This window comes from Aeromonas sp. S19(2024), from assembly GCF_041402625.1.
Classification (GTDB): domain Bacteria; phylum Pseudomonadota; class Gammaproteobacteria; order Enterobacterales; family Aeromonadaceae; genus Aeromonas; species Aeromonas caviae.
The window spans coordinates 34,577-47,874 of record NZ_JBGLQU010000017.1; the positions used below are offsets into that span (position 1 = coordinate 34,577).

At 63.9% G+C, this 13,298-nt stretch carries 14 protein-coding genes; 10 read left to right on the forward strand and 4 right to left on the reverse strand.

Annotated elements, in window-relative coordinates; translation table 11 throughout:
* Positions 1-232 precede the first annotated feature (232 nt).
* Positions 233-1,147: a LysR family transcriptional regulator gene (locus tag ACB037_RS20290; RefSeq protein ID WP_010675912.1), complete on the forward strand. Its 915-nt coding sequence runs from the start codon at positions 233-235 to the stop codon at positions 1,145-1,147.
* 443 nt (positions 1,148-1,590) lie between these two features.
* Entirely contained in the window at positions 1,591-2,355 is a 765-nt protein-coding gene (locus tag ACB037_RS20295) for a helix-turn-helix transcriptional regulator (RefSeq protein WP_010675913.1), read from the forward strand.
* 48 nt (positions 2,356-2,403) lie between these two features.
* On the opposite strand, the gene ACB037_RS20300 is transcribed toward ACB037_RS20295, so the two are convergent.
* Complete coding sequence (locus ACB037_RS20300) at positions 2,404-3,216, reverse strand: UTRA domain-containing protein (protein WP_039040129.1); 813 nt, start codon at positions 3,214-3,216, stop codon at positions 2,404-2,406.
* Between the two features lie 183 nt (positions 3,217-3,399).
* On the opposite strand from ACB037_RS20300, the gene ACB037_RS20305 reads away from it, so the two are divergent.
* The 6 genes from ACB037_RS20305 to ACB037_RS20330 all read left to right on the forward strand — a co-directional run bounded on the left by ACB037_RS20305 (position 3,400) and on the right by ACB037_RS20330 (position 8,694).
* Positions 3,400-4,446: an ABC transporter substrate-binding protein gene (locus ACB037_RS20305; protein ID WP_053288812.1), complete on the forward strand. Its 1,047-nt coding sequence runs from the start codon at positions 3,400-3,402 to the stop codon at positions 4,444-4,446.
* 10 nt (positions 4,447-4,456) lie between these two features.
* Complete coding sequence (locus ACB037_RS20310) at positions 4,457-5,290, forward strand: alkaline phosphatase family protein (protein ID WP_371175816.1); 834 nt, start codon at positions 4,457-4,459, stop codon at positions 5,288-5,290.
* Positions 5,290-6,186, forward strand: coding sequence for an ABC transporter permease (locus ACB037_RS20315; protein ID WP_371175817.1), 897 nt, complete (start codon positions 5,290-5,292; stop codon positions 6,184-6,186). Before ACB037_RS20310 ends, ACB037_RS20315 begins: the two co-directional genes overlap by 1 nt.
* Entirely contained in the window at positions 6,179-6,955 is a 777-nt protein-coding gene (locus tag ACB037_RS20320; protein WP_039040132.1) for an ABC transporter permease, read from the forward strand. Before ACB037_RS20315 ends, ACB037_RS20320 begins: the two co-directional genes overlap by 8 nt.
* 6 nt (positions 6,956-6,961) lie before the next feature.
* On the forward strand, positions 6,962-7,969 hold the full coding sequence (locus tag ACB037_RS20325; RefSeq protein ID WP_128313526.1) for an ABC transporter ATP-binding protein: 1,008 nt from the start codon (positions 6,962-6,964) through the stop codon (positions 7,967-7,969).
* Between the two features lie 65 nt (positions 7,970-8,034).
* On the forward strand, positions 8,035-8,694 hold the full coding sequence (locus ACB037_RS20330; protein ID WP_371175818.1) for an HAD family hydrolase: 660 nt from the start codon (positions 8,035-8,037) through the stop codon (positions 8,692-8,694).
* A 23-nt stretch (positions 8,695-8,717) separates the two neighbouring features.
* Here the strand turns inward: ACB037_RS20330 and ACB037_RS20335 are convergent, their stop codons facing one another.
* Positions 8,718-10,322: a sensor domain-containing diguanylate cyclase gene (locus ACB037_RS20335; protein ID WP_223953904.1), complete on the reverse strand. Its 1,605-nt coding sequence runs from the start codon at positions 10,320-10,322 to the stop codon at positions 8,718-8,720.
* A gap of 110 nt (positions 10,323-10,432) precedes the next feature.
* Between ACB037_RS20335 and ACB037_RS20340 the strand changes: the two genes are divergently transcribed.
* The gene (locus ACB037_RS20340) at positions 10,433-10,873 is read left to right on the forward strand and encodes a DUF2214 family protein (protein WP_039040139.1); all 441 of its coding nucleotides are present in this window, start codon (positions 10,433-10,435) and stop codon (positions 10,871-10,873) included.
* 109 nt (positions 10,874-10,982) lie between these two features.
* Positions 10,983-11,882, forward strand: a complete 900-nt coding sequence (locus ACB037_RS20345; RefSeq protein WP_042864813.1) for a DMT family transporter — start codon at positions 10,983-10,985, stop codon at positions 11,880-11,882.
* 69 nt (positions 11,883-11,951) lie between these two features.
* Here the strand turns inward: ACB037_RS20345 and ACB037_RS20350 are convergent, their stop codons facing one another.
* A complete protein-coding gene (locus tag ACB037_RS20350) occupies positions 11,952-12,809 on the reverse strand; it encodes a GyrI-like domain-containing protein (RefSeq protein WP_371175819.1) in 858 nt (285 codons plus the stop codon).
* Positions 12,806-13,294 (reverse strand): GNAT family N-acetyltransferase, encoded by a 489-nt coding sequence (locus tag ACB037_RS20355; RefSeq protein ID WP_371175820.1) that lies wholly within the window; start codon positions 13,292-13,294, stop codon positions 12,806-12,808. Before ACB037_RS20355 ends, ACB037_RS20350 begins: the two co-directional genes overlap by 4 nt.
* Positions 13,295-13,298 lie beyond the last annotated feature (4 nt).

Below are 13,298 nucleotides of genomic sequence, written 5' to 3' on the forward strand. Positions count from 1 at the left end.
GCCAAGGCCCCTTGGGCCCGAATCAATGCATCCATGCAAGAGATCATTCAAATACTATGTTGTTCTTTTGCTGACATCAGACATCGTGTTTGGGGATGTCTCAGCCCGGAACTACCTTTTATTTGGCTGCCAGGCGTTCCTGCCTAAGCGTTGATTGAATATTAAAGTGACTTCCCCTAAGTTGTTAGCGAGATAATCTGGTAAACACATTCAAAAAAATTGAAGGTTGGATATGGCCAAGGAATCGAACAAGGAGCGGGCGCTGACCCTGGAGGCGATCCGGGTGCTGGACGCCATCGACCGCCGTGGCAGCTTCGCGGCGGCGGCCGACGAGCTGGGCAAGGTGCCCTCGGCACTGAGCTACACGGTACAAAAGCTGGAAGACGAGCTGGACGCCATGCTGTTCGACCGCAGCGGCCACAGGACCAAGTTCACCCCGGCGGGCCGCATGCTGCTGGAGCGGGGCCGGGTGCTGCTGGAGGCGGCCGAACACCTGGTGGGGGAGACCCGGGCCCTCTCCCGTGGCTGGGAGACCGACATCACCATCGCCGTCGATGCCTTGATGCCGGTACAGGCTCTCTACCCCCTGGTGGATCGGCTGGCCGAACAGACCGATACCCGGCTGAGGTTTCGCGCCGAGGTGCTGGCGGGCAGTTGGGAGTGCCTGGAAGATGGCCGCGCCGACCTGCTCATCTCCTCTCTCAATGCCGATATCGCCATGACCGGCATCAAGCACCAGGTGCTCAGGGAGGAGGTGATGCTCTACGTCGCCCACCCCGATCACCCCCTGCATCAGGAACCCGAGCCCCTGGCGGACGAGACCCTGCGCCGCTATCGCGCCATCGCGGTAGCCGACACGGCACTGCGCAAGCCGGTGCTCACCTACCGCCTGCTCGACAAGCAGCCGCGCCTTACCGTCAGCACCATGGGGGAGAAGCGGGACGCCCTGCTGGCGGGGCTCGGCATCGGCACCATGCCGCAACGCTGGATTGAAGAGGACATCAAGGCGGGCAGACTCAAGGTGATCAGTCCCGAGTATCGCCACCAGATCCAGGTCGTGCTGGCCTGGCGGCGAGACACCATGGGCAAGGCCAAGAGCTGGCTGGTGCGGGAGATCCCCAAGCTGTTTGCCGGTCAGGGGGAATAAAGGACTGCCTTCCGGGGTCGGTGGCGCAGGAAGTACCAAAACTGCGCCCCATTCTTGACGACGGGCTCAGATTCGGAGAAAAGAAAAAAAGCGGACCTCTTGCGAGTTCCGCTCAATGCCAGGAAAGAATAAAACCTTGCGGTTAAAAAAACCCTTAAATTGGAAGCAAACAATCGTTTTCTCAACCAGGAAGGTATTGAATCCGATTCGTGTTGAATTATGTGCGATGTAATATGCATCACCAGCAAAATGTTGAAAGGTTGAAGGATATGCACCACCGAGTGTCATTTTCTGCCACCTTGCACCACAACTGGTCAGGCCATTTCCGCCATTATCACCGGGTTACCCTCCTCTGGTTTTTCTAGGTGTCAAAATTTGAGCCCGATACAGACAAACCACTCAATTTCTGACACGACTAAAAATGCAGATAAAGGAATAGTTGCATGACCTACAGCCAGACACTGGCCAATCATATCCTCGACACTCTGAAGAAAACCCTGACTGACAAGGGGATCCGCTATCAGACCCTGGCAGAAGCCATGGGGGTTTCCATCGCCACCGTGAAGCGCATGATGAACAAGCCCTCCCTGCCGTTCGACACCCTGCTGGAGATCTGCCATCTGGTGGGACTCTCCTTCGAAGAGCTGCTGGACCGGACCCAGGATGCCCAGAGCCGCCGGGCCGTCTTTACCCAGGAGCAGGACGAGGCGTTTCACAAGGAGCCGGGGCTTTATGCTTTCCTCGCCAACATCTTCTGGCGCGACAAGACCCTTATCGATCTCAAGCGGGAGTACGGCCTGACCGATGCCTCCTGCTACCTCTATCTGCGCAAGCTGGAGAAGCTCGGCATCCTGCAGCTTGGCATCGACAACAGCTACCACTTCCTCATCAGCGAGCGCATCAGCTTCGAGCAGCACAGCCGTTTCGCCCGCCAGCAGGCGCGCCAGGCCATGTCGGTGCTGGGGGACTATCTGGTGGAGAACATGCACAGGCCCAACAACTACATGGCGCTGTGCCAGCTCCATCTGGGGGAGAGCGAGGCCATGGCGCTGATCGATCGCATGAAGGAGTACTGGCATCAGGAGCTCAAGCTCAACCGCCCCGCCATCGGCCAGCGGGAGGGCAGCAAGACCTACACCATGTCACTGCAACTGGCGGACTGCGGCTACCAGAGCTTCGACGATCTGATCCCCAACATCGACAACTGATCCCGGTGGATCCTGCGGGATTCGCCATGTCAGCGCGCCAGAACGCCGCTACTCTGCCAGTTGCACCTGCCGTGCGCCGGTGGCGAGCGGTTGCAGTGCCCGGGTATCCAGGCAGATGCGGATGGCGTCCGGTCTCCAGTGCTCGATGTCGCAATCCACCAGCTTCCCCTCCTCGTCATGATTGACCCGCACCAACCGCAGCACGGCGCTCCCCTGGGCCAGGTTGAGGGCGCGGGCTATCTCTCCCCGTGCCGCCGACGGGGTGATCTCAAGGCTCGCCCAGCCCTGGCCTATGCCATAGCGCTGCCGGTAAAGCTCGGTGAGGGAGCTGGCCAGGGGAGCGCTGGCGATGCCGGGGAAGCGGCTCGCCAGCAGGTGATGGCTGACGTGGAGCACAGGGCGACCGTCGATCAGCCGCTGGCGGCGGATTTCGTAGAGCGGCGTAAAGGGTTCCAGACCCATCCAGCGGCACAACTCGCTGCTGGCAAGCTGGTTGCCATGAGCCAGCACCCGGGTCTCGGCGGTGCGCTGCTGCTCGCCAATCCACTGGTGAAAGTGGGTGTGGATGGCGGGATCGTAGGTGAGGCGAGGCGGCGCCACGAACCAGCCGCGCCGCTCGGCCCGGTAGATGAGGCCGTCCGCCTCGAGGCTGGAGAGCGCCTCCTTGATGGTGATGCGGGTGGTGGCGAATCGCTCGCTCAGCGCCCGTTCGGCGGGCAGCTGCTGCCCCGCCGCCAGGTGTCCGCTGCCGATATAGCGGCGCAGGGTCCGGCAAATCTGTTCACACTTGGAGGGTGTGCGGCCATCGGCCATCCCCTGTTCACTCAATCGCTCTGTCACTGTCACATCCCTGTCGGTCATTCGGGTTTGCACACCACTGGAGTAGACCAGAGGTTGTCGACCCCAAGTTGTAACCGCCCCTGATGACAGCGCCATGACAGGGCGATTGTCACGAAACTGCCATCAAAGCGCCCCGCCACCGTCATATTTCCCCTCTAGCATCCCTCTCGAACCTTAACTGACCTAGTCCAGAGGGATGGGATGATGAAAAGCGTGATCGCAAGTGCACTGGCCCTGGTGGCCATCAGTCAACCGCTGTTTGCCGCCGAGAACATCGCGGATCTCGAAAAAGCCGCCCGCGGTGAAGGCCAGCTCCAGAGCGTCGGCATGCCGGACAGCTGGGCCAACTGGAAGGATACCTGGCAGCAGCTCGGCAGCATCTACGGCATCAAGCATCAGGATACCGACATGAGCTCCGCCCAGGAGATCGCCAAGTTTGCCGCCGAGAAGGCCAACGCCACCGCCGACATCGGCGACGTGGGCGGCGCCTTCGGCCCGGTGGCGGTCAAGCAGGGTGTCACCCAGCCCTACAAACCCTCCACCTGGGCCGACATTCCCAACTGGGCCAAGGATGCGGACGGCCACTGGATGCTGGCCTATACCGGCACCATCGCCTTCCTGATCAACAAGGATCTGGTCAAGGCCGCCCCCACCAGCTGGCAATCCCTGCTGGGTGGCGACTACAAGGTGACCCTGGGTGACGTGGGCGTCGCCTCCCAGGCCAACAATGGCGTGCTGGCGGCGGCCTATGCCACCGGCGGCAGCGAGAAGAATCTGAAACCCGCCCTGGAGTTGTTCGGAAAGCTGGCCAAGCAGGGCCGTCTGTCGCTGAATGACCCAACCATCGCCAACATCGAGAAGGGCGAAGTGGAAGTGGGGGTGCTGTGGGACTTCAACGCCCTCAACTACCGCGACCAGATCGACCCCAAGAAGTTTGATGTGGTGATCCCGAGCGACGGCTCCGTCATCGCCGGCTACACCACCATCATCAACAAGTGGGCCAAGAACCCCAACGCCGCCAAGCTGGCGCGGGAATACATCCTCTCCGATGCTGGTCAAATCAACCTCGCCCGTGGCTACGCCCGCCCCATCCGCAGCAACGTGACCCTGCCGGATGACGTCAAGGCCAAGCTGCTGCCGGCCGAGCAGTACGCCAATGCCAAGCCTGTGCAGGATCATGCCGCCTGGGAGCAGAGCTCCAAGGCCCTGCCGCGCCAGTGGCAGGAAACCGTCATGATCAACATGCAGTAAGGAGTGGCCAGTGCAACACAAGGTGATAGTGGTACTTGTGGATGGCCTGGCAGCAGAGGTAGCCCATTGCATGGGCTACCTCTGTGGCATGGTGGAGGCAGAACGCGGCCTGCATACGACCCTGAGTGCCGCCCTGCCCTCCCTCTCCCGCCCTCTCTACGAGTGCATCCTGACCGGCTTGCCGCCGGTGGCGAGCGGCATCACCCACAACGGGGTGACGCGCCTGAGCCAACACGACGCCATCTTCCATCTGGCCCGGGCCGCGGGCAAACGCACCGCAGCGGCGGCCTACCACTGGGTGAGCGAGCTCTACAACCAGAGCCCCTGGCTGGCGGCCCGCGATCGCTTTACTCACGATGAGCAACTGCCCATCCAGCACGGGTGCTTCTACTGGGATGACGGCTACCCCGACAGCCATCTGCTGATGGACGGCGAGTGGCTGCGCAGCCAGTACGACCCCGATTTTCTGCTGATCCACCCCATGGGGGTGGATGACGCTGGCCACCAGTTTGGCCTCGATTCCCGCCAGTACCGCAATCAGGCTCGCCGCATGGACAGCCTGCTGGCCGAGCTGCTGCCCCAGTGGCTGGCAGAGGGGTATCAGGTGATGATCACCTCGGATCACGGCATGAACAACGATCTCAGCCATGGCGGCACCCTGGCCGAGGAGCGCACCGTGCCGCTCTGGCTCTTTGGCGATGCCTTCGTCGAGCGCTGGCCGGATGGGGTAGTGATCGCCCAGACCCAGCTCTGCGCCCTGATGGCGGATCTGCTGGGGGTTCCCCACGACAAGCCGGCAGCCCCCCCGCTGCTCAAGGCGGCCTTTATGCGCGAGGTGCACTGATGATGCCTGCCACCACCGAGATCCTCGCGGATCAACAGGTGAAGCCACGCCGGGTGCGCCGCCACTGGCTGCCCGTTCTGGTGCTGCTGCCCTTTGTCCTCTTGATGATCCTGTTCCAGCTCGCCCCCATGGTGTGGGTGCTGGTGGGCAGCGTCCAGACCCCTGATGGGTGGGGTCTCGACCACTACCGGGAGATTTTGAGCTCCCCCTTCTACCTGCAATCCTTCGGCAACTCGTTGCGCATTGCCGGCATCGCCAGCCTGGCGGGGCTCGCCATCGGCACCCTCGGGGCGGCGGCGCTGCGCCACAGCGGCGAGCGGGTCAAGCGGGTGCTGCTGGCCTTCGTCACCATGACGGGCAACTTCAGCGGCGTGCCGCTGGCGTTCGCCTTCATCATCGTGCTCGGCATCAATGGTGCAGTGACCCTGCTGCTCAAATCCTGGGGCCTCATCGATGGCTTCAACCTCTACTCGGGCAGCGGCCTTATCCTGATTTACACCTACTTCCAGATCCCCCTCGCCCTGCTGCTGCTCTACCCGGCATTCGACGCCCTGCAGGAGGAGTGGCCCCAGGCCGCCGCCCTGCTGGGTGCGAGCAAGCGCCAGTATGTGTGGCACGTGGCGCTGCCGGTGCTCACCCCCGCCCTGCTCGGCACCCTGATCATCCTGTTTGCCAACGCGGTGGGGGCCTATGCCTCTGCCTACGCCCTCACCACCGGCAACTTCAACCTGGTGACCATCCGGGTGGCCAGTCTGGTCTCCGGCGACATCTTCCTCGAGCCGAATCTCGCGGCGGCACTGGCGGTGATCCTGATGGTGCTGCTGGGAGTGGTGACAGCCGCCAACCAGTGGCTGCTGAAAAAGAGCTATGTGAACAAGGGGCAATCCCATGCATGATTTGACGCCGCGCTGGCCGCGCTGGGTGCTGGGGGCGCTGGTCGCCACCCTGCTGCTGCCGCTGCTGGCCACCTTTCTCTACTCCATCTCCACCCGCTGGGGGGCGACCCTGCTGCCGGATGGCTTCACCCTCGACTGGTATCTCAAGCTCTGGGGCGACCCGCGCTTTCTGGCTGCCTTTGGCCGCAGCCTGCTGGTCTGCTTCGCCACCCTGCTGCTGGGGACCCTGGTGCTGGTGCCCACCGTGCTGGTGGTGGCCTACTACTTCCCCAGGCTGGATCCCTGGATGAACCTCTTGATCCTGCTCCCCTTCGCGGTGCCGCCGGTGGTCTCTTCGGTGGGCTTGCTGCAGATCTACGCCGACGGCGTCCTGCCCATCATCGGCACCCCCTGGATCCTGATCGGCACCTGGTTCACCGTGGTGCTCCCCTTCATGTACCGGGCGCTGGCCAACAGCCTGCAAGGGGTGCCGCTGAAAGATCTGATGGATGCCGCTCACCTGCTGGGGGCGAGCAGTGCCCGCGCCTTCCTGCTGGTGGTGATCCCCTGCTTGCGCAAGGGACTGCTGGCGGCGCTGTTTCTCTCCCTCTCCTTCCTGCTCGGGGAGTTCGTGTTTGCCAACATGCTGGTGGGCACCCGTTACGAGACCCTGCAGGTCTACCTCTACAACATGCGCGCCACCTCGGGCCACTTCACCAGCGCACTGGTGATGAGCTACTTCCTGCTGACCCTGCTGCTCACCTGGGCGGCCAACAGATTTCATCGGTGAATCAACATGTTCCATCTAGAAGTGAATCAACTGCACAAATCCTACGGCGACACCAAGGTGTTCGAGGGAATTGAATTCGGCATCCGCAAGGGGGAGCTGGTGACCCTGCTCGGCCCCTCCGGCTGCGGCAAATCCACCCTGCTGCGGGCGCTGGCCGGGCTCACCCCGGTGGATGGCGGTCAGGTGCGGGTGGCCGGTGAGGACATTACCTGGCAGGCCCCCCAGAAGCGGGGCATCGGCATGGTGTTCCAGAGCTATGCGCTGTTTCCCAACATGACGGTGTGGGACAACGTCGCCTTCGGCCTCAAGATGAAGCCCCAGCCGGGGCGGGATCTTGCCGCCAGCGTACAGGAGGCGCTAGAGCTGGTGGAGCTGACCGGCTTCGAGCGCCGCTATCCGGGCGAACTCTCCGGCGGCCAGCGCCAGCGAGTGGCCCTGGCCCGGGCGCTGGTGGTGCAACCGCGGATCCTGCTGCTGGATGAGCCGCTCTCGGCGCTGGATGCCCGCATCCGCCGCAGCCTGCGCCAGCAGATCCGCGCGATCCAGCAGCGCCTCGAGCTCACCACCATCTTCGTGACCCACGATCAGGAGGAGGCGCTGACCCTGTCGGATCGGATCTTCCTGATGAACAAGGGGTCCATCGTGCAGAGCGGCACGCCAGAGCAGATCTACACCCGCCCCGCCAGCGAGTTCGTGGCGGGCTTTATCGGCAACTACAACCTGCTGGGTGGCGAGCAGGCCAAATCCCTGTTCGGCCCGCGCTTTCGCGGCAAGCTGGCGCTGCGGCCGGAGTCCATCACCCTGCTGCCCGCCGGGGCGGTCAGCCACGAGCCCAGCCTGCCCGGCATCGTTCGCCAGCAGCAGCTGCTCGGCAACGTCATCCGCTATCAGGTGGAGTGCGAGGCAGGGCTGTTGACGGTGGATTGCCTCAACCGCCGTGCCGGCGATCTGCTGCCGGTAGGCAGCGCCGTGACCCTGGTGGTGGCCCGGGATCAACTCTGTGAGGTAGCATAACGCCATGAATCCCATTCATTTTTCAGCCAGTACCCCGATGCTGGCAGCCAACCCGAGGAGCAGCCATGGCCCTGGCACTGTTTGATCTGGACGAGACCCTGATAGCGGGGGATTCCGCCAGCCTCTGGCTGGCGTACATGGTGGCCCAGGAGCTGGCCCCGGCGGGCATGGTGGCCGAGGAGCAGGCCATGATGTCCCTCTACCATCAGGGCAAGATGGACATGCACCAGTACATGGCCTTCACCCTGCAACCGCTGGCAGGCAGGACGCGCCAGTGGCTCGACTCCCTCTGCACCCGCTTTGCCGAACAGGTGCTGCGGGAGCGTATCTATCCGGAGGGGCTGGCCCGCATCGAGTGGCATCGCCAGCGTGGCGACGAGCTGGTGCTCATCTCCGCCTCCGGCGAGCATCTGGTGGCCCCCATGGCGCAGATGCTGGGAATGGATCACTGCGTGGCCATCCTGCTCGACGAGGAAGCCGGCATGCTGACCGGCCAGACCCGCGGCACCCTGAGTTTTCGCGAAGGCAAGGTGGCCCGCATCAACCAGCTCTTTGCCGGAAAGGCACACCTCTGGCAGGGGAGCTTTGGCTACAGCGATTCCCACAACGATCTGCCCATGCTGCGGGCGGTGAGCCATCCCCATGCGGTCAATCCGGCCCCCGCCCTGCGCCAGTGCGCCGAGGAGCTGGGCTGGCCCCTCTGGACCTGGCAGTTGCACCCTTGATCCGCGCAATGAAGAAGAGGCCCTCAGGCCTCTTCTTTGCTCAACATGCCATCCCCTGAGGGCGAGTCGTCCCGGGGAGCCAGGGGATCCACCATGTAGATGCGATTCTTGCCGTCACCCTTGGCGCGATAGACCTCGGCATCGACCATGGTCAGCAGGCTCCTGGCCCCAAGCCCGGGGGCACTCGCCACCAGGCCGCCGCTGAAGGTGATCCCAAGACCGGGTTCACGCCAGTGCAGGGAGGCCACCCCCATCCTGTACTGCTCCAGCAGCATCTGGCAGAAGTGGATATCGGGATTGGCGAACAGCACCACCAGCTCTTCCCCGCCATAGCGGCATACCCAGCCATGATCCCCCAGCAGCTTGGCGCCAAAGCTGGCCACCCGCTTGAGCACCACATCCCCGGTCTGGTGGCCATAGGTGTCATTGATCCGCTTGAAACCGTCCAGATCGATCATGGCCAGGCAGAAGCTGTCCTGATCGAGCAGCAGCCGATTCAACCGCTCGTCGAAGAAGCGCCGGTTGTAAAGGCCGGTCAGCTTGTCGAGGTTCGCCTGCTGGCGCACCTCGTGATAATCCTTGCTCACCTCCGCCAGCTCGGCATAGACGTGCCTGAGCTCGCGCATCCCCCCCTGGTGCACCTCGTCAGGCTGGGTCCGGCTGGCCCGGATCACGGTGGAGATCTCGTCCAGCATCCGCCTGAAATAACGGGACCAGATCAGTGCCAACACCATGTAGAGCACGCTGGCCAGCACGATGGTCCCGAGCACGTTGAGGGAGGCGCTCGCCACCACCGCCTGGATGCTGGAGGCGGGCAACACGCTGATCAGCACCCAGTTGTGGTCAGGCAGGCGGCTGTAGGCCACGAACTGGCGAGACGCCTGATCCAGGAAGATGCCGTCCTCCCCGCTGAAGCGGGAGAGCCAGGTCGGGTGTGTCATGGGCTTGAGCAGTTGTGAGGGATCGGGGTGGGCCAGCACCTTGCCCGACTGGTTGACGATCATCTGGTAGCCGCTGTTCCACTGCCGGTTCAGCTGTGCGGAGAAGGGGGCCAGGATGGCATCCACCGCGAAGACCCCCCGCACCTTGCCCTCCTTGTCGGTGATGGCCCGCGCCAGGGCGATCACCAGCGTGCCGTTGGTGTAGTCGTAGTAGGGTTCGGTCCAGACCATCTTGCCCACATGCTGGCTGGCCAGCTGATACCAGGGGCGCACCCTGGGATCGAAGTCCGCATCCGCCTGCCATTCGGGGTAGATCAGCATCTGGCGCTCGGCGGTGCCCACATAGATGTAGATGAGATCCGCCATCACCCCCTTGTAGAGGCGCCACTCCCTGAGATAGGAGTCGGTGTTGCGCAGACGGGGGCCGCTGATGTCCTCCACCTTGACCTGGTCGTAGATGAGGGAGAACTGACGCTCCATCTCGTTCAGGTAGGGTTCGATGAAGACGTGGCGCAACTGGTGATTGGTGGCGAGCAGGCGCTGTTGCAGCTCTCGCTGCAGGCTGCGCTCCATGTGCAGGTAGTAGATGGCGCCCAGCATCAGGACGGGAATGAAGAGCAGAAGCAGGCCCAGGCGCATCCGTGCCACCAGGGACCAGGTCTTTTTGGAGACTGCTCGCTTATCCAACCCTGACTCCATGCTATCCCCTGACATCGTGTAGTGTCAGAATATCAGCCCCACCTGATGGCGTCCAAAGGGAAGCGCATCATGTGGCCAACGAGAAGGAACTGGCCTGGATGTTGAAACCGGAACTGCTGACTGCCCTCCATTACTGCGCCGTGATCACCCTGACCGGTGCCATCACCTCGGAGTATTTCCTGTTCCGGCGCGGCATGTCCATCGAGCAGGTGCGCAAGCTGCTGCTGGCTGACAGCCTGGCCGCCCTGGCCCTGCTGCTCATCTTCATCACGGGCGTGCTGCTGGTGGTCGCCCATCCCCAGCCACCGGCCATCCTGCTTGCCAATCCGGGTTACCGCACCAAGCTGCTGATGTTCTTCGCCATGGCCATCAGCTTTGGCTACCCCAGCCGGCTGTTCCACCACTGGCGCCGATCCTTGCGCCAGGGACGGGCTCCCCTTGTCTCCACCCAGCAGCAGTTCTGGGTGATCTGGATCCTGAGGGGCAACCTGCTGCTGCTCGCCCTGCTGCCCCTGCTCGCCAAGCTGGCCAGCCGCTGATCCTGCCCTCACCCGGCAACAAATGGCTGACGACAAACGCCCCTTCTCGCAGGTATCGTAATGGCGGGGCCCGAGTGCCGCCGAGACTCTTTCTCAGGGATGATTCCGTATGCGTTCAAACATGATGTTATTGATGGCCGCCGCCATCTGGGGGCTGGGCTTCGTCGCCCAGCGTCTGGGGATGGATCACATGGGGCCCTTCACCTTCAACGGCCTGCGCTTCCTGCTAGGCGCCCTCTCCCTGCTGCCGCTCTTGTGGTGGCTCAAGTCACGCCAGCCGCCCCAGCCTGCCGGTGATCACCGCCTGCTGCTGACCGGGGGCCTCATCGCCGGCACCGTGCTCTTCTCCGCCGCCTCCCTGCAACAGGTGGGGCTGCTCTACACCACGGCCGCCAAGGCGGGCTTCATCACCGGCCTCTACATCATCCTGGTCCCCGTCATCGGCCTGGCCCTGCGCCACAAGACCGGGGCCAACACCTGGGTAGGCGCCCTCATCGCCATGGCCGGGCTCTACTACCTCAGCGTCACCGAGGAGTTCACCATCGGCTACGGCGATCTGCTGCAAGTGATCGGGGCCCTGTTCTGGGCCGTGCACCTGCTGGTGCTGGATCACTACTCGAACCGGGTCGCCCCCATTCGTCTTGCCGGGGTGCAGTTCGTGGTGTGCGGTCTGCTCAGCCTGGCCACGGCCTTCGTCATCGAGACACCGACGGCGAGTGGTGCCGTGGCGGGCTGGCAGGCGCTGCTCTACGCCGGTCTGGTCTCGGTCGGCATCGGCTATACCCTGCAGGTGGTGGGGCAGCGCGGTGCCCATCCGGCCCATGCCGCCATCATCCTCAGCCTGGAGACGGTGTTCGCCGCCATCGGCGGTGTCCTGCTGCTGGGGGAACATCTGGACGAACGGGCCGTGGTCGGCTGTGCCCTGATGCTGGCGGGGATGCTCATCTCCCAGATCCGCCTGCGCTGGTGGTGGAAGTCCCGCCGCAACAAGGTGCCCAGCCAGCCCTGATATCTGCGGTGGTCATGGACCCCAAATTGAACGAGGCGCCCTTGGGCGCCTCGTTTTATTGCCGCCTGCCTAGCGCACGCTGGAGCAGAAGCTCACGTCATCGCGCAGGGGGTCATTGCTCACGCTGTGATAGAGCTCGAAGCAGGGGCCGTCCCCAAAGGCGAGCCCGGCCGCGACGATATCGCCGATGTGCTCCTGCCAGCGCTCCCCGTACTGGCGGCGATCCGTGATGAGATAGCGGGACTGGGCGTAGCGCCCGGCGGGGATGAGCTGAATTTCCACCTCCCCCGCCCCCAGGGTGCCCACCGGCACGCTGATGCCGATGTCGGTGCGGCACTGGGCCGGCGGCGTCACCTCGGGGTTGTCGTGGTAGATGAAGATCCACTCTCCTCCTTCCAGGCCACGGGGCGCGGCCCACTGGTGAAGGCGATGGCAGACGGCGTCATACCCTTCGCCATAGGGGCCGGTCACGCGGATATAGGCCAGGGTGCGGGCGTCCATCTCGACGGTGTTCATGGTGTTGCTCCTTGCTGATGAGTGGCCTTCAGCATAAGGGAGTGCCTCTTGCCATGCGTGTCCTTCCTTGCGATCCAGGTGTCCGTTCTTGCCCTTGTCGCTGCGAAACGCCCCCGGGGTACAGCCATAGTGGCGGCGAAACGCCTTGGCGAAGGCCTGGGAGCTGCCAAGCCCCGCCCCCAGAGCGATGGCGGTGACGCTGGCATCGGTGTAGCAGAGCTGCCAGGCCGCCCGCTGCATCCGCAGGCGGCGGCACATCTCGCCGGGGGCCTCCCCCACCACGGCGGTGAACACCCGGTGGAAATGGTAGAGGGAGAGGCAGGCGCGACTCGCCAGCGCCTCGATGGAGAGATCCGGATCCTGCTCCAGTGCCCGCAGCACCGGCGTCAGGCGCTCGCGATAGTCGATCATCGGCGCACCCTGGCCATGTAGAGGGCATCCACCAGCACCCCATGACGCAGGCCGTAATCCCGGGCTACGCCCTCCTCCACAAAGCCCGCCTTGCGATAGAGGGCCAGGGCCGCCTGATTGTCGGCCCAGACCGTCAGCTCCACCCGCGTCAAGCCGAGCCAGTTGTCCGCCAGATCCAGAGCAGCCTGCATCAGGGCGGTGCCCACCCCGCGCCCGGCCCAGTCATCGTGTACCGCCATGCCGATGCTCGCCACGTGGCGGCGACGGGGGGACGGCTCCACCATCAGGACCAGCGCGCCCGCCACCTCCCCCTCGCACTCCGCCAGCAGGCTGTAGATGCCATCCCGCGGGGTCAGCTTCTGCTCCCACTGCTGCAGGGAGGGGAAGGGAAGTTGCAGGGTGCCCGCCTGGGCATGGGGCATGGCGTGAAGATCCCGCAGGGCGGCGGCATCTTCCGGCCCGGCGCGGCGAATGGTGATGGACATGAGA